General features: G+C 50.6%; 1 protein-coding gene. It reads left to right on the top strand.

Annotated features, from left to right (window positions below; all coding sequences use genetic code 11):
- Positions 1-97: 97 nt before the first annotated feature.
- The gene (locus MKY92_RS12875) at positions 98-20101 is read left to right on the top strand and encodes an SDR family NAD(P)-dependent oxidoreductase (RefSeq protein WP_339301035.1); all 20004 of its coding nucleotides are present in this window, start codon (positions 98-100) and stop codon (positions 20099-20101) included.
- Positions 20102-20107 lie beyond the last annotated feature (6 nt).

Consider the following 20107-nt stretch of genomic DNA (forward strand, 5'->3'; position numbering starts at 1 on the left):
GACAGGGTGCATGAATCTTTTTGCACGGTACGGGAGAGCAGCGGAACATAAATGTTTCCAATGAATGGGCATCTGCCACCACAGGGAGGTTAAAACAATGGATGATCAGGTGTATATTCCGATTACAAAACATATTCCCGAGGGACTTCGCAGAGAGACAGATCAGTTACACGGGTGGCTTGTCGCATTATTGTCAGCGGAATTAAAGGCAATGGGGTTATTTGAAAAAAGCTATTCCAACACCAGGGAATGGTTAGAGAAAAACGGGATACCCGTTTTGTTTCATCGCTGGATGGAAGAGACACTTGCTGTGTTAGCCAAAGAAGAGGGGAATGGCGCTGAGGGCGGGCAAACCGCTACTACCTTCGAAAATGTGTGGCAGAAATGGGATGAAGTTAAACAGCAATGGCTGCAAAAGGGCCACCTTCGATCCCAGGTCCTTTTGGCAGAAACGGCATTAAAACACCTGCCTGATATTCTTCGGGGACACAAGCAGGCAACGGATGTTCTTTTCCCCAATTCAAGCATGACACTTGTCGAAGGCATATACCAAAACAATCCCATCGCCGACTATTTCAATGAGGTTATGGGAGCGCAACTTATAACAATTATTGAAGAAAAAATAAAAAAGAATGCAACCATTCGGTTGAGAATCATTGAATTTGGCGCGGGTACTGGCGGAACCAGTACCCCTGTGCTTGATAAGCTCAGACCGTATGAGCAGTACATTGAGGAATATTGTTACACGGATATCTCTTCCTCTTTTCTATTGCAGGCAGAGCAGCGCTATGGAAATGAACACCCATATTTGACCTACAGAAAAATAGATGTGACCAAACAACTGCAGGGTCAATCCATTAATGAAGCTGTCTATGATATAGCAATCGCGGCCAATGTGCTGCATGCTACACCTAATATCCGTCAAACCCTCGGACATATCAAGGCAGCGCTCAAAAAACAGGGGCATTTGCTCCTGAACGAGATAACCGATAATACACTTTTTGCCCATATTACGTTTGGTTTGTTGGAGGGCTGGTGGTTATACGAAGATGAGGCACTGCGTATTCCGGGCTGCCCAGGACTTACACCTAATACATGGAAAAAGTTGCTCGCCAAAGAGGGGTTCAGAAATGTTCGTTTTCCGGCATTAAATGCTGAAGAGTGGGGACAACAAATCGTTGTATCTCAAAGTGACGGCATCATTATACATGAAATAAAACAGAGTCCTGTATCTCATCCTGTACAGACACAAACCAGAGCGATTCCTGACGTGGAATGGAGACCCAATTCATCCCCGGTTATGGAGACTGGAAACATTCAACCTACAACAGATATTCCTGACCACCTGATCCGGGATCATATTATTACGGTCATCCGGGACAGCATAGAAACTTCACTTAAGATGAGTCAGAACCGGATCGATAATCATCAAAGTTTCTCTGAATATGGCGTCGATTCGATTGTTGCCGTCAATCTGGTCAATCTTATTAACGAGCAATGTGGAATAGTGATGCAGACTACAGTGCTGTTCGATCATAACACGGTCCATGCCTTAAGCAAGCACATGCTGGAGCAATATCGACAAGAGATTGTGGCGTACATGCTGCCTGACCCGGCTACATCTCCACAGAGGAAAGACGAACAAGCCATCAACATTTTGGACATGAGCAACGATAATCGTAAGGCTGATAAGCCTGCTGTGCATAGGAATGAGGATCGGTTGCCAGTTGGGCATGAGAGGCGTAATCCTAATGCGACTTGGACAAGCACAATGGTTAATAACGAAAAGCTGGGATCCATTTCGGAAGGTTCATATTATCGATTGCTGCTGGAGAAACCTGGAGAATCCGATGAACTTAAACTGATTCAGGATCAATCGCGTTCACTCCAGTCAAACGAAGTGCAAATTGCTGTACATGCTTTTTCACTTAATTTTGGAGACCTGTTATGTGTAAGAGGACTCTATCCAACCATGCCCGCATATCCGTTTACCCCTGGCTTCGAAGTCAGCGGGGTCGTTGTTCAAACAGGTTCCGAGGTTACAGACCTTCGACGTGGTGAAGAAGTGGTGGCCATGATGGGTGAGCAGATGGGTGGTCATGCCAATATGGTGATCTGTCCGGCAGCTCATGTAGTTCCCAAACCGAAAAAGTTAACATTTGAAGAAGCCTGCTCACTGCCGGCCGTCACTATGACCATGCTTGATGTGTTCCACAAAGCCAAACCACAGCCAGATGAAAAAATATTGATTCAGACGGCGGCCGGAGGGACAGGTCTTATTGCCGTACAGCTGGCGCAGCATTATGGTCTGGAAATCTATGCCACAGCGGGTTCAGATGTGAAACTGAACTATCTGCAACAACAGGGTGTGCACCATACCATTCAGTATGTGGAGCAGGATTTTGCCGAGGAGATCCACCGTCTTACGAATGGGCAAGGTGTAGATATTGTTATCAATACTTTATCGGGTGATGCGATTCAAAAGGGGATGGCTTGTCTTGCTCCCGGTGGCAGATATATTGAAATTGCTATGACTGCCCTCAAATCAGCCAAAAATATTGATTTATCCTTGTTATCGAACAATCAGGCATTTTATTCGGTAGATTTGCGACGCATGGCCTTCCGTGATCCTTCTATAATTCGAACCTATATGAAGGAAATGGCGAACCTAATTGACCAGAACATCGTTCGTCCGACGATATATGCCACTTATCCTTTTCAGCAAGTGAAAGAAGCATATAAGGCTATGGGAAACCGCAGTAATATCGGCAAAATTGTGGTACATATCCCTGAAGAACAACGGTTTAAGCCATATTCTGCTAAGCCATGGGAGCAAAACGTTGTGGTAGAAGAGGCCATAATGAATCAAGAAACACCGTCAGTCAGGGAGGAAATAGCGATTATTGGAATCAGTGGCCGATTTGCACAAAGTCGCAATCCTGAGGAGTTATGGCAACATTTGCAAGCCGGGAATGATCTGATTGGAGAGGTAAAACGTTGGGATCTGGACGCTTATTACGCGGATCAGCAGTCCTATTGTCGACATGGCAGCTTTATAGAGGATTTTGATCGTTTCGATCCTCTGTTTTTTAATATATCCGGCGTGGAAGCCACCTATATGGACCCACAGCAGCGCATTTTTTTGGAGGAGTCCTGGAAGGCGCTTGAAGATGGCGGTTATGCTGGCAAAAAGGCCGAGGGCCTTCAATGTGGTGTCTATGTAGGCTGCAGCGGCATGGATTATCAAAGCATATTTGGACATGAGGGCCCTCCGCAGGCTTTCTGGGGGAACGCCAATTCTATTGTGCCTGCTCGCATAGCCTATTACCTGAATCTGCACGGTCCGGCCATTACAGTGGATACAGCCTGTTCCAGTTCATTGGTGGCCATTCATCTAGCATGTCAAGGATTATGGTCAGGCGAGACGAATATGGCTCTTGCCGGAGGTGTATTCATCCAGTCCACCCCTGGATTCTACATTGCCTCCAATCGAGCGGGAATGCTGTCTTCAACAGGACGGTGTCATACCTTTGATGAAGCTGCAGATGGTTTTGTTCCAGGAGAAGGGGCAGGGGTTGTTATCCTGAAAAGGCTTAGCGAGGCGCTGGATGACGGTGACCAGATTTACGGAGTCATTCGAGGGAGCGGAATAAACCAGGATGGGTCCACCAATGGAATTACGGCTCCCAGTGCGAAATCCCAGGAACGGCTTGAGCAGAACGTATATGAGACTTTTAATATTAATCCTGAACACATCCAGCTGGTCGAGGCTCATGGGACAGGGACCAGGCTGGGAGACCCGATTGAGTTCAATGCATTGACGCAGGCGTTCAGAAAACATACGGACCAAAAACAGTTCTGTGCGATCGGCTCGGTAAAAAGCAATATCGGTCATACGGCCACGGCAGCCGGAGTAGCGGGTTTGTTTAAAATTATGCTGGGGATGCGTCATCAAAAAATAGCCCCCTCCATTCATTTTCATCAAGCCAACAGCCAGATTGCCTTAAATGACAGCCCGTTCTATATCCCTACAGCCACGATGGAATGGAAAGCCGGGTCAAGTGGCAGAAGATGTGCTGCAATCAGTTCATTTGGTTTCAGTGGTACGAATGCACATATGGTCATTGAGGAGGGACCGCTGCAATCCAGAGCGTCAGAGCCGATGCCGGGATATTTGATTGCACTTTCAGCCCGTACCGCCGAACAATTGCGTCAGCAGGTTGAACAACTCATCGCCTACGGAATACAATTGCCGGAACTGGATTGCGGTAACTTGAGCTACACGCTGTTATTGGGACGCAAACATATGGATTTCCGCCTCGCCTGTGTGACCCGAAGTCTGAATGAAGCGATGACTATACTTCAACGCTGGTTGGATAAGGGAAGTGCACCACAGGTTCGGGTTTCACAAGGAACACCGGACACTTCACATGAGCACTCCTCATTACAGCGATATGGGAATGAATGTTTGCGGAGTTGTCAGAAGACGACACATGCAAGCGAATATTTAGAACATCTGGGTACTGCAGCGGATCTGTATATCCAGGGATATGAACTTGATTATGATCTGTTGTTTGAGCAGGGTCACTATTGGACCATATCCTTACCCACCTATCCTTTTGCCAGAGAGCGGTATTGGGTGGAGCACGAAGAAATGAATTGCTCACCATTAATAGAAAAACCAACAATAGTTAAACCATCAAATGAGAGCATATCACTGCACTCCATGCTGCACCACAACCGTTCGGATCTGCTGCGGGGCCAGTGGTACAGTAGTCAGTTCAATGGCAATGAGCCTTTCCTAAGCGATCATGTGGTACAGGGGCACAAGCTGCTTCCAGCTGTTGTTCAGCTGGAAATGGCCCGGGCAGCAGCGGCGCATGCAGCGAATTGGCCTCCGCTCACACACAGTCTGCTGCTGCGGCATGTAATGTGGAGCAGACCGCTCGTTGTTGGAGAGGAGCCTGTGGAGGTTCATCTGGCGCTTGAGGCTGAGGCAGATGGAAGCCTGTCCTATGGAGTCTCGGCAGCGCCAGCAAATGAGTCTGCAATTGAATCTGGAGAAGCGGTGTATAGTCAAGGGCGTGTAAGTGTGGGACGACCTCTCGCAGAAGCCGTGCAAACCTTGGATTTGCAGGCTGTACGCAGCCGGTGTACAGAGGGACAGGCCAGTGGAGCAGTTTGTTATGAAGCATTCCGAAAACTAGGTCTGGAGTACGGTCCGTCCCATCAGACCATTGCCGAATTGCAATGGGGGGCAAACGAGGCCTTGGCGCAGCTGCGTCTGCCACAAGCGTTCTTCGAAGGGCAAGCGGACACTGTGCTGCATCCCGGTATGGTGGATGGGGCCTTGCAAGCATCCATCGCCCTGCTGGCCGGAGATCAGATCGCGGAAGTGCTGAGATCCACTACTCTGGAGGGTGCAGTAAGCTTGGAGAGCACGGCCCTTGCGAGCAGAACAGAACGACATGGGAACCCGCCCGCTTCCGCGCCGCTGCCTTTTGCGCTGGAGGAGGCGGAAGTGATATCTCCTTGTCAGGCGCACATGTGGGCGGTGGTGCGTGTTCGCTCCTCCGCAGCGGAGGCTAGCGTCCGTAAACTGGATCTGGAGCTGTGCGATTCAGAGGGACAGGTTTGCATTCGACTGCGGGGCGTGACCTCGCGTGTACCCGAAAGCCGGGAAGGTGTGCTGCTGGTGCAGCCCGAGTGGCAGGAGCTGCCGAAGCACTCCCTACCGGCTGAAGCTGTGGGGGGTGAACCCGCGGTGCTGCTGTGTGATTGGGCCCCACAAGACTTCGCGGCTGCGGATGTGTCCTGGAAGCAGATGGTGTTAACGGGGTCGTTGGAGGCGCGGTACGGACAGGCTGTTCAGGTCATTCTGCACCATGTGCAGCAGCAGCTTGCGATGCAGCGAAGCCACCGGATGGCTGTGCAGGTCGTCGTGGCGGGAGATGAACAAGGAAGACGGTTCGCCGGCCTGAGCGGGCTGCTGCGGACGGTGCGACTGGAGCATCCGGGCTGTCTGGCACAGCTTGTCGAAGTCCAGCCAGAGACATCGGCCGCTATATTGACCGAGCAGTTGCACCAGTGTGCGCTCCATGCGGAGGAGAGCCATCTGCGTTGGGAAGCGGGTGAGCTGAAGCGAGCGGGCTGGCAGGTGGTCGACGTGGACAGGGATGAGAACGTGGACACGAATGCAATGACAAATAGGAATGCAGAGACAGAGGTGAAGACAAAGCGGAAGACCAGTGTCCCACGGTTGTCTCCTTGGAGAGACGGAGGCGTGTACGTCATTACAGGCGGAGCCGGTGGCTTGGGACGGATATGGGCCCGGGAGATTTCAGCCCAAACGGAAGGCAGTACGCTCATATTGACTGGCCGATCCCCGGCGATGCCAGAGGCGGTACAGCGAGAGATGGCGCAGCTTCCTGCCCGGGTGCTTTATGAAGCAGTGGACGTTACCGATCGGGAGGCGGTCCACGGACTGTTCGGGCGTATCCGTCAGCAGTATGGCCGGGTGAACGGGGTGCTGCATTGTGCCGGAGAAATCCGGGACAGTCTAATGCGATACAAAACGGAATCCGACTGGCAGGCCGTGCTGGCCCCGAAAGTAAACGGTATACGGAATCTGGAAGAAGCGATCGGGACCGAAGCGCTGGATGTGCTGTTGCTGTTCTCCTCGGGTGCAGCGGTGACGGGGAATGCAGGGCAGGGTGATTATGCCGCCGCGAATGGGTATATGGATGCGTATGCGGTGAACCGAAATGCGCGGATGAAACGCGGGGAGTGTCAAGGGCGAACCTTGTCCATTAACTGGCCGTTGTGGGAAGAAGGCGGGATGCAGCTGGAGGAAGAGGGGAAGCAGCGTCTGTGGAAACAGCATGGACTAAGACCGCTGGGAACCGCGTCGGGAGTAAAGGCGTTGTATCAGGCCTGGGAGAGTGGAAGCAGTCAGGTAGCGGTGGCGGAAGGCAAGCTGTCGGTGCTGCGAAGAAGCCTACTGGAGCCGGGATATTCGGGGTCGGGCCAACCGATCGAGCCGGTAAAGTCAGACAAGCTTGGATCGATGTCGGAACCGTTATCCACCAAGCTTGGAGCCCCTCTGGCGAGAGGCATGACTCAGCAGGAAGCTATAGCGATGCTCACGTTGGAAGTGGCCGCTTTGTTGAACGTAGGGGAGCAGGACGTGGACCCGGACATGGACTGGAGTGAATATGGTTTGGACCTGGTGCAATGGAGTGAGCTTTCCCGCAGACTGCTAACTCGGCATGGATGGGACATTTCTGCAGACACACTCTTGGAACACTTGAACATGAGTCAAACTGTCCAGCAAGTTACCGGTCAGATCCACCCGATGGGGAAGGAGCGAATGGACCTGCATAAAAAAGAAGAGAACCTTGGCCTTGTTCATAAGAATGATGCTGATTTGCGAGTAAAAACAGTTCAATTTCTGCAAGAGCGTTTAGCCCGTGTCATCGGTCTTCCGAAATCAAGGATTGACGTAGATACTGCAATGGATCGATACGGGATAGATTCGTTACTTATTATGCAAATGACTACCAATTTGGAAGAACAGTTTGGTCTCTTGCCCAAAACACTTTTTTTCGAGTATCAGACCCTTCGGGCTCTGAGCGAATATTTTCTTGAGCACCATCATGAACCATTGCGACTCATTTTAGGGGAAGAACTTCCTGAGGAATCCGATGGTATATCTCGTGCTTCGGTTGCTGTACAGAATCCGGGGATAGAGGACGTTAAATCTAAGGGCATTTTACGCCAAAAGAGGACGTTAAAGAATCAACAAGCTACTAATCCAGAGTCGAAGAACGTTGGTTCATTGAAATCTTTGAATCCAATTGAATCATCCAATCGGGTTCAAGAGGATGAGGAGAAGCAGGATATCGCCATTATTGGTGTGGCGGGAAGGTACCCGGGAGCACGGAACATCCATGAGTTTTGGGAGAATCTGCGCAGTGGAACGGATAGCATTACCGAGATTCCATCTGAACGCTGGGACCAGGAGCAGGTATATGATTCAGCGCCGGGCACACCGGGCAAGACCTATGGACGTTGGGGCGGATTTCTGGACGGTGTGGACGAATTCGATCCGTTGTTCTTCCAGATTTCTCCTCGGGAAGCCGAGATGATGGACCCGCAGGAACGATTGTTCATGCAGTGTGTGTACGAGACGATTGAGGATGCGGGGTATACGCGGGAGCGTTTGGCTGCCGACATCGTGGGTGTATACGTGGGTGTGATGTACGAGGAATACCAGCTGTACGGGGCCGAGTCCTCGATTGCACTCTCCGGTAATCCGGCGTCCATCGCCAACCGGGTGTCGTATTTCTGTAATTTCCGCGGACCGAGTCTGGCGGTGGATACGATGTGTTCATCTTCGCTGACCTCCATTCATCTGGCGTGCCAGAGTTTAAGACAGAATGAGTGTCAGGTTGCGGTCGCAGGCGGGGTGAATGTGTCGGTCCACCCGAACAAATATATCATGTTGTCTCAAGGACGATTCCTGTCTAGCAAAGGTCGCTGTGAGAGCTTTGGTGAAGGGGGCGACGGGTATGTGCCGGGGGAAGGCGTGGGCGCGGTCCTGTTAAAACCGCTTGCACGAGCCGTTGCAGACGGGGACCGGATTTACGGCGTGATCAAAGGGTCGGCCTTGAATCACGGTGGAAAAACAAACGGATATACCGTGCCGAATCCCAACGCCCAGGCGGACGTCATCGGCCGGGCCTTGCGTGAGGCGGGCGTTGACCCGCGGACGATCAGTTATGTGGAAGCCCATGGCACAGGTACGTCGCTCGGTGACCCCATCGAGATTGCGGGGCTGAGTAAAGCTTTTCAGCAAGATCCGTCGGAAGAGGCCTACTGTGCGATTGGTTCAGCGAAATCCAATATCGGACATGCAGAGAGCGCAGCAGGCATCGCGGGAGTCACCAAGGTACTGCTGCAATTACAGCATGGAGAGCTGGCGTCGTCCCTGCATGTGCAGCAAACCAACCCGCATATTGACTTTAGTCAAACCCCATTCACGGTCCAGCGGGAGTTAGACGTTTGGGAACGTCCGAGAGTGGACGGTCAGATCGTACCGCGACGGGCGGGAATTTCCTCGTTTGGTGCAGGTGGATCGAATGCTCATCTCATTTTGGAGGAATACCGGGAACCCGACCTGATGCGTGAAAAGATGAATGAGCAAAACAAGCAAAACGAGCAAAATGAAGTGCCAGGGATGATCGTGCTGTCAGCGAAGAACGAGGAACGGCTGGTCGTGCAAGCCCGTCAGCTGCGAGATGCACTCCGTACCGGGCAGAGCAGCTGGAAAGTGAGGGAGATCGCCTATACACTGCAAACCGGACGTGAAGCAATGGAGGCACGGCTGGGTGTGCTGGCGCAAACAATGGAGGAGCTGCTTGCCAAGCTGGACAGCTATGTGGAACAGGTGGGTCAGGCGGAACCAGCAGGCAAAGGAAGCTTGTACTATCAGGGGCATGTGAAGCAAGGGCAGGAGCATCCGGGTTGGTTAACCGATGAGGAAGACATGAAAGAGAATGTGAAACGCTGGCTGTCCCAGGGTCGTTATGAGCATGTACTGGACGCGTGGACACGAGGGGCAGTGATTCAGTGGATGGAGCTATACGGGGACAACAGACAGCAGCACCCGCGCCCAGTCAGTCTGCCCGCGTATCCGTTTGCACGAAATCGCTACTGGGCTCCAAAGAAAACCGAGTTGGTATCGTCCAGCGCGGTTGGTACGAACGGATCAGCCATGCTCCATCCACTTTTGCATAGCAATACTTCGGATCTTCAAGAGCAGCGGTACACTTCACTCTTTACAATGGACTCGCCTATGCTTATGGATATCAATAAAGAGCAAACAACAAAATTATTGCCCGACTTGCTTCATCTGGAAATCGCCTATGCAGCTCTGGATTTGGCCATACCTGATAATCATGATTCAGCAGAATCGGCATTATCGATCCAATTGCAGGATGTGATATGGGACAACCCTATTTATGTGTCTGATCAGCCACTTCCGTTACACATCTCATTGCAATCCGAATCACACTTAACAGTGGGATACGTCATATATGGTGAAAATGTAGGGGGATTTCAACCCGTATATAGTAGCGGAATGGCCAAAAAGGTGGCTTCAGAGTTCACAGGATCAGATGCTCTGGAGATTGATTCTATCGATATGCTCTACACCGCTGAGCTGGATTCGTCAATCACTGCTTTTGCGAACCATGCTTCGAAGTCAGCCTTGTCCTCATCTCCTTATGCGGTAGAACGTATATACGGGGGGGAAGACCATATTCTGATCAAGTTTGAAGATGCAACGGATGTGTTATCTATACCACCAGTGTACAAACTGCCAGTAGATGCAATTCACCTTGCCGTTTATGGGGGGCTAGGCTGGACAGAAATTGAAAATGAAGCAAAGCAGCAGTTGGATATGTCTGCTTCACGTCCTGTTTACATTCAATCCCTTCAAAGACTTGATGCAATAGGCGCATCAAATATTTCTTGGGCGAGAGTAGACAGAAGAGAACGGATGAATGGGGCGTCAGGACTTGAAGTGTTGGACATTCGTTTGTATTCATCAGAAGGACGCGCAGTGTTGAAGATTCAGGGATTAGAAGCAGGCTTTACAGCCATGTCGCAGGGGACAGAAAACGACGGAATAGCGGTACATTCGAATGCTGCAACTACAAGTGCAGGTGCATTTGTACTTGAATCTTCATTCGGTGAATCCGAGAAAGAAACCGTGATCCTCTCCAAAGAAGTTTCATCTGCTTCCATGGCTTCTCGCCGGAGGCCGGAGCTCCTGGGCCTAACAACGTCTGAGTGTGTAAGGTGGGAGTTAAAAGAACTGGCAGGCCAAACGTTGAAAATTCCAAGGGAACTGATTGATGGCAATGAAAATCTTGCCGAATATGGATTTGATTCCATTAGCCTGACTGAATATGCAACGGTTCTTAATCAGCATTTTGGAATGGATCTGGCACCATCCATATTTTTCGATCACACCACACTTCATGAATTGGCTCATTATCTGGAGCGAGAATTCGAGCAGACCATCACGGATCAATATGCAGATCACGACATTCAAACGGGAGAAAAACATACAGAGCAAGCCGCACCGTTAAAAAGCAAAGTGGCACAGCATCGTTCCAAAGCCCGAAAGCCTAACGCCCAGAGACAAGTATCTGGCAAGTACTGGCGTTTGGGAGATACACGACGAATGCAAGCGGCTGATGAACCTGTTGCCATTATTGGTATCAGCGGACGATTTCCCGAAGCGCGCAATGTAGATGAGATGTGGTCGATTCTCGTAAATGGGCAAACGGCTGTTAAGACCGTTCCCTCGGATCGATTCACCAGCAGTAAAAAGGATGCTACTTGGAAATGCGGTCTTGTGCCAGGGATACGAGAGTTTGATCCCCGCTTTTTCGAAATCTCTCCACGCGAGGCCGAGAGCATGGACCCACGTCAGCGATTGCTATTGCAAGAATCCTGGAGAGCGCTTGAGGATGCCGCTTATGGCAAAAAACAACTTTCCTCCGGTCGGGTCGGCATGTTTGTAGGAGTGGAGAATAATGAATATTTGCAGTTTGTCGGCCTGGATGGACCGCTTACGTCCAATCACAATGCCATTCTGGCCGCCCGGTTGGCGTATCTGTTGGACCTGAATGGCCCGAATATGGCGATCAATACCGCTTGTTCTTCGGGTCTCGCGGCTGTTCATCAAGCTTGTGCCAGCCTGCGGGCGGGAGAGTGCGACACAGCTCTTGCGGCAGGAGTAAGCCTGCTGCTCACTGAGCAGGGGTTCGAAGCGATGTCCCAAGCAGGCATGTTGTCTGAGGATGGTCGCTGTTATGCGTTCGACCAGCGTGCCAATGGCATGGTGCCGGGAGAAGCGATCGCGGTTGTTGTATTAAAGACTTTATCACAGGCTGAGGCGGATGGAGATTCGATCTACGGGATCATTCGGGGCAGTGGCCTGAACTATGATGGCAAAACGAATGGAATCACCGCGCCAAGTGGTGTGGCACAGACGGCGTTAATGAATGAGGTATATGCCCGGTATGGCATTCGGGCGGAGGACATGCAGTACATTGTGACCCACGGGACGGGAACACGCCTCGGAGACCCGGTCGAAATCAAGGCTTTGCAGGAAGCCTATAAAGGACGGAATATGGCGCCAGGTTCCTGTGCGTTAACATCGGTAAAAACGAATTTGGGTCATACCCTCGCTGCATCCGGTGTGGTGAGCCTGATTAGTCTGGTACAGGCGATGCGTTATGAGACGATCCCGGCAAGTCTGCACTGTGAGGAAGAGAGTGAATATATCCGGTGGTCGGAGGGGCCGTTTTATGTAAACAAAAGCAAACGGCCTTGGCCACGAACGGAGCAGGGCAGGTTGGGCGCGGTAAGTGCTTTTGGCATGAGTGGAACCAACGTGCATGTCGTGGTGGAAAGTTATGAAGGCAACGGGCAAAAACAAATGGCTGGAAATACAGCGCCTTATTATTTGCTGGCACTGTCCGCCAAAACGGAAGAGGCACTACATCGCAAGGTGGAGGACATGATCGCCGTGCTGGAACGTGAAGAGGAGCCGGATCTGGCGGCAATCAGTTACACGCTCCTGGAGGGACGACAGCATTTCCGTCACCGTTGTGCGGTGGTTGTACAGTCCCGGGCGGATGCTATGCATGTCTGGAAACAGTTCGGTACGAAAGAAAATAACGGGAAGATGTTTCGCGGGACAGTGGGCCGGGAGTTCACTGAACAGCGCATTGTTCGGGAACACGGTCATGAGCTTTTGCATCAACTTCAGCATGGAACTCAAGCGATCGCAACCGGGGCATACCGTGACATTCTTCATGTGCTGGCGGATTTATACTGTCAGGGTTACGCATTGGATTGGATGAATATGTACGGTGAGTCTGTTCCTGAACGCATTCATTTGCCTTCATATCCGTTTGCCCAGGAAGAATACTGGGTGACCCAGTCATCACCTGAAGCAAGCCGGTTGAACGAGCAGCTTCTTACAGCAAAGCTCCACCCGCTTGTACACCGGAATACGTCAACGCTGCGCGAACAGCGTTATAGCTCTGTTTTTGCACAGGAAGATCCGTTGTTACATGACCCTATGGAATCGGGTTACCAATGTTTGCCGGATTCAGCCCACTTGGAGATGGCCCGGGCTGCTGCGCAATATGCGTTAAAGGGAGCGGGCGAGATGAACCAGGCCCCGGTCCGGATGAAGCTGACCGAGCATCAATGGGTCAATCCGGTTGTGGTGACAGAGCAGGCGATGGAAGTTCATTTGGCCATTATTCCAGAATCAGATCAATCTTTAATCTATGAAATATTCAGTGAACGAGCTGACGGTGATGAAGAGTTGTGGAGCAGGGGCCGTATTGAATATGAATCACAGGAATTCGTGAGTCCGCCTATGGACATGCAGTCCATCACTGAAAGATGCACACATTTGGAGACTGCAAACCTCTCTTCAGAACTTAAAGGATCATCCATTGTTTGTTGTTATACCGGCGAAAATGAAGTGTTAATAAAGCTTTCAGCTGAAATTAATGCTCAGGATCGGACTTTGTTATATACTCCAAAGTTACTGACTGAAGCTGTATCACTGGCAGCAAACATCTTTGAGACAAGATCAGTAAAGGCAGCAGATTATCTTAACAAGGCCATGCTAGCAAGAGAGGCCGGCGAATCGAGTGTACATGAAGTGCTGAGTAAAGAACAAAAACATACTTGGCTCTCTATGGAATCCATGGAGTTTACGGCAGATCACTTGCAGCATCCGTTGTGGATGTGGATCAGGGAGTTGGATTCCGGGCTGGATGTTACTTTCTGTGATGAGAAAGAACAGGTAGTTGCACACATGGCTGGATTACAGGTCCAAAAGAATTTGATGACAAAAGATATGCCGGAGGACATGAAAAGAAAGGAGATAGAATGTAAGGTCGCTGATGATAGCCTTCTGATGGCTTTTGAGGAAATCTGGGAAGAATCGGAGCCAGAACTTTATCATGAAGAGAACCCACAGACCATATTATGTGTACTTTCCCGTCAGGAGAATCAGGAGAGGTTCATTTCACTGATGAAACATCACAATCCTGAGATCCAGCTGGTCTTCATCGATCCGGGAATGTGGGAAAAAGAGACGGATCTTGATCATCATGCGAAGTACAGGGAAGCGCTTCAGGAGATCAGCCAGCAATATGGGAATGTGGATACGGTACTACATTTGTCGGCACTGGAGGAGCCACTACTGCTGCAAGACACGAAGCCAATTTTACTTTTGCTTCAGGCATTGGCAGCAGAGAAGATCAAGCCTGGCCGAATTCTGCTCGCCGGGGAATATAGAACAGGAATCGAACGTTGTTACCTAGATGCATGGATTGGTTTTGAGCGTTCACTTGGGCTTGTTATGCCCCATACGAAATTACAAGTGATCAGCAGCGATAAACCATCCAGTAACGAAGTGAACTGGAAAAGGTGGAGTGAACGGCTGTGGCAAGAATTAAGGTCGAACCAGCGGTGTAGCGTGCGGTATGAGAATGATCTGCGCAAAGTAAGCCGTATCAGACCAATCCCGCCTGCCGAGCATTACAAACAGGGGACAGAATACGTGTTGCCAGGAAAGACATATTTGATAACGGGCGGATTGGGAGGAATTGGCCTCGCTTTTGCCAGAGCATGGGCTCCGCTGGGAGTAAATCTGGTGTTGATGGGCCGATCTTCTCTGGATTCCGTGAAGCAGCATAGGCTCGATGAATTGATCGAGGCGGGAAGTCAGGCTATGTATGTTCAGGCTGATGTTGCCGTACTGGAACAAGTCGAAGAAGCGGTGCGGGCTGTCAAAAGCAAATTTGGCACTATTCACGGACTGATCCACGCCGCCGGGATTGAAAGTCGGGTAAGTGTGCTGGATAAATCAGCAGCTGATTTTGAACGTGTGCTTGCTCCCAAAATTTGTGGAACATTGGCATTGGACAAAGCACTGGGTAACGAATCGCTGGAGTTCCGCAGTTATTTCTCTTCTTCATCGGCTATTTTGGGTGACTTCGGCTCCTGTGATTATGCTGTGGCGAATCGATTCCAGATGGCCTATGCTCAAGAACAGCATCGCACGGGTCCTATACACACGGTATCTATCAACTGGCCGCTTTGGAGAGAGGGCGGAATGGGCACAGGCGAAAAGAATGCTTCGGCTATGTATCTCAAAACCAGCGGTCAACGTTTTCTGGAAAAAGACGAAGGGGTGGCATTATTTCCAAAAATTCTAAATGAACCTTACGCTCACCAACTCGTTATGGCGGGGAAACCGGAACGCATACATCGTTTTCTGGGTGTTGAATTCACACCTGAGGAGCCGGCCAGCATATCTCATACTTCGTATGAGGTCGGGAATCCAGTCTTGAATGAGGCGGCCCCTGCGTTAGGGCTGCGTGTGGAGTTGCGTGGTAAAACGGTAGCTGAGTGCGCTCAATGGGAGCTAGGAGAAATAGCAAGCGAGCTATTAAAGATACCTCATGAAGAATTAGACCCTCAAGCCAATCTTGCAGAGTTTGGATTTGATTCCATCAGCTTGACTGAGTATGCAGCACGGTTGAGCCGTCATTACGGAGCAGAATTGACACCATCCATTTTCTTTGGACATTCCACATTGAAAGGATTGGCTGCATATCTGGAAAATGAACATCGGGATGTTCTAGTTGGCATGTACGAGGAAAGGAAGGCCGTGACCGACATGAAATCCAATGTCGCGGACCGAGGTTACCGATCCGGACGTTCCGGAAGATGGGCTGGCGGCAAATCCTTCCCTGCATCCGATCTTCGTCCAACTGCACGTAATCTGGATAAAATGGATCAATTCACGGAACCTGTTGCCATTATTGGTATTAGCGGACGTTTCCCCGAAGCACGAGATGTGGACGAGATGTGGTCCATGATCAGTCAGGGCCAGGAAGCGATAAGAAGGGCACCGGAGGACCGGTTTTCCACCCACAATGGGCGTGAACCTTGGAAATGCGGTCTTGTACCAGGAGTACGGGAGTTTGATCCACGCTTCTTCGAAATTTCTCCGCGTGAGGCCGAGAGCATGGACCCGCGGCAGCGATTGCTATTGCAGGAATCCTGGAGAGCGCTTGAAGATGCTGCTTATGGCAAAAGACAGCTTTCCTCCGGCCGGGTAGGTATGTTTGTCGGGGTGGAGAATAACGAGTATTTGCAAGTTGTCGGTCTGGACGGGCCGCTTACATCCAACCACAATGCTATTCTGGCCGCCAGATTAGCCTATCTGTTGGACCTGAATGGTCCCAACATGGCGATTAATACGGCTTGTTCTTCGGGGCTGGCGGCTGTTCATCAAGCTTGTGCCAGCCTGCGAGCCGGAGAGTGCGACACGGCTCTTGCGGCAGGGGTGAGCCTGCTGCTTACCGAGCAGGGACTCGAAGCGATGTCCCATGCGGGCATGCTGTCTGAGAATGGGCGCTGTTATGCGTTTGACCAGCGTGCCAATGGCATGGTTCCGGGAGAAGCGATAGCGGTTGTTGTATTAAAGACCTTATCTCAGGCTGAGGCGGATGGAGACTCGATCTACGGGGTCATTCGGGGCAGCGGCATGAACTACGATGGCAAAACGAATGGAATCACCGCGCCGAGTGGTGTAGCACAGACAGCACTGATGAATGAGGTGTATACCCGGTACGGCATTCGGGCGGAGAACATGCAGTACATTGTGACTCACGGGACGGGAACACGTCTTGGAGACCCGGTTGAAATCAATGCTTTGCAGGAAGCCTACAAATCAAGAAATATGGAGCCAGGCTCCTGTGCGCTGACGTCGGTAAAAACGAATTTGGGTCATACCCTCGCCGCTTCGGGAGTGGTGAGCCTGATTAGCCTGGTACAGGCGATGCGTCATGAGACGATCCCGGCAAGTCTGTACTGTGAAGAGGAAAGTGAATATATCCGGTGGTCGGAGGGGCCGTTTTATGTGAACAAAAGCAATCGGCCTTGGCCACGAACAGAGCAGGCGAGACTGGGAGCGGTAAGTGCCTTTGGCATGAGCGGAACCAACGTGCATGTCGTGGTGGAAAGTTATGAAGGCAGCGGACAAAAACGAACGGCTGGTTATGCGTCACCTTATTATTTGCTGGCACTGTCGGCCAAAACGGAAGCAGCACTACAACGCAAGGTGGAGGACATGATCGCTGTACTGGAACGGGAAGAGATGCCGGATCTGACGGCAATGAGCTACACGCTGCTGGAGGGACGACAGCATTTCCGACACCGTTGTGCGGTGGTTGTGCAGTCCAGGGAAGATGCCGTATACATGTTGAAACAGCGGGGGCAATCCAAGTCAGGGGTTTTGTTTGAGGGCGTGGTTCCAAGAAGGTTTACTGGACAAAAGCTGTTACAGGAACATGGGGATGAATGGATTATCAAAAGCACCGAAAGAAGTTTGTCCTCGGAGAAACAAAGGGATATACTCCATGTGCTGGCTGATCTGTATGCCCAGGGCTATGATCTGAACTGGGGACAGATGTATGGCGATGTACCACCATTACGCATCATCCTGCCAACGTATCCTTTTGCCCGAGAGGAATATTGGATGGCGTCAAAGGAAAGAGAGCAAGAGGAAGAGCAGCCATCGCGGGAGCGCTCATGGGCTTCTCTTCACCCCCTGGTGCAACAAAATACGTCTGATTTCACTGAGCAAAGGTTCAGCTCGGTCTTCAATGGAAGAGAATTTTTCCTTAAGGATCATATTATTCATGGAATCTCCGTACTTCCAGGGGTGGCCCAATTGGAAATGGCTCGGGCTGCATTGCAGCTTACCGTTGCCGGCACAAGACCTGTTTTTCTGCAAAATGTGGTGTGGATCAGTCCCGTAGTCATGGATGGAGATGCAGCAATCCCTAACAGCATTCAGGTAGAAATCGGATTACATCCTGTCACAGAAAATCCTCAACGTATAAGTTATGAGATATACCGGCAAGACCAGCAGGTTGAGGGGAAACGTCATGTATACAGTCAAGGACAGCTGGGATGGAATGAAGAAGCTGAATCCCCTCCAATTCATGACCTGAACGAACTCATGGCTGCATGCAGCCGATCGACCTGGACGGGTGAAGATTGTTACAACGTATTTAGGCAAGCCGGTATCCAGTACGGACCTGCATTTGAGGGAATACAGCAATTGTTCATCGGTGAAAGGGAAGTTTTGGCCCAACTGAAGCTGCCTGAGCATTTGTTGCCGGAAATGAACTCATATGTCCTTCATCCCTGTATATTGGACTCCGCGTTGCAGGCCTCTATTGGCATGATGCTGGAGCATCCTGAAGTGGATGGGAAAAAGGCGGGACATGGTTCAGGTGGACCACAGCCTTCGGTTCCTTTTGCGTTAAAGAAAGTTCGGATCTATAAAGCTTGTGCTCAAGACATGTGGGCATGGGTGCGCTACAGCTCCGATTCCAGTTCGGATGGGAAAGGAATGACGTTTGATATTGATTTGTTTGATCAAGAAGGAAGTGTCTGTGTTCGTTTAATTGGCTTTTCCTCTAGACAGCTTCCCGATCCAGAATCCACAGCGCCAGGTGCTGACACAACCGCTCGGTCTGAAATGCTGCTGTTAAAGCCGTACTGGCGGGAGATGGAGGTGGAAGGAGCCGGTCGGAGCCGGAAGACTCCAGACGCTGAGCATATCGTTATTTTATGTGGTGCACTCGCTTGCAGGTTGAGTGAGATGCAGCTCGAATTTCCGTCAGCATCGTTTATACCGATTGGGTTGGATCAGGGAATGGCCACAGCCGAAAAGTGGTTTGAGGATGGTGCCTTGCAGGTGTTTGGTAAACTTCAAACGATACTGTCCAGTGAATCGAATAAACCGCGAATTATACAGGCCGTTGTGCCTAATGATGGAGAGCAGCGTTTGTATGCTGCGCTGTCGGGTATGTTGCAAAGTATTAAACTCGAATATCCGGCTGTTGCGGGACAGTTGATTGAAATGGACGAACAGTTGGATAACGCAGATATTTTACAGCTATTGAAGTTGGACGTTTACGAGCCTAAAGATAACTGGATTCGTTATACGGGTCGTCGACGGGAATTGGCAGACTGGCAAGAGATTGAACCGTCCACTGTTCTTGAACAACGGTTTTGGCGTGATCATGGTGTTTACCTCATTACAGGTGGTATGGGAGGGCTTGGACTTGTATTTGCGCAAGAGATCGCCACACAAGCCAAGCATCCAACACTTGTTCTCGTGGGCAGATCACCGATGGACGGTCTGATGGAACAATCCCTTGAAGTATTGCGAGAGCAGGGAGCACGGGTGGACTATTTGCAGGTTGATGTAGCGGATGGTGAAGCCGTGGAGAACCTTGTTGGTAGCATCAAACAAGTCTATGGCGCTATCCACGGCGTTATTCATGGAGCAGGATTAATCAGAGACAGTTTGTTTCTTGCCAAGACAGAGGAAGAATGGCGTCAGGTTATGAAACCCAAAGTGGCGGGCACTATACACCTGGATCGTTCTACACATAAGGAAGCATTGGATTTCTTCATTCTGTTCTCCTCTGGAACTGCCGTGCTCGGCAATATGGGGCAGAGTGATTACGCTACAGCCAATGCATTCATGGACCTATACGCAACATACCGGGAAACGATGGTGAGTCAGGGCAAACGAAGCGGCAGGACACTGTCCTTAAACTGGCCACTATGGGAAAATGGCGGCATGAAGGTGGACTCATCTGTCAAACAAATGATGTGGCGGCAAATGGGAATGAGACCCCTGCATTCGAATCAGGGAATAGAGGCATTAACCCTTGCACTATCATCCACTTCTTCCAGAGTGATGGTCATGGCAGGGAACCCTGAACGAATTCGGGGCAAGATCAGAACTGTAAAATCACAAACACTAGGTATTTCCTCCCCAATGTATACAGCTTCTCCCAAAGGGGATAAGCCCAGGGACGACCGATATTCGGAACTGGTTAATCGTGTTCTGGACGGGGAACTAACGGAGTCACAATTTGTTGAAGCGTTCATGAAGGAATAGGAGTGA

The organism is Paenibacillus sp. FSL R5-0623, from assembly GCF_037974265.1.
GTDB lineage: Bacteria > Bacillota > Bacilli > Paenibacillales > Paenibacillaceae > Paenibacillus.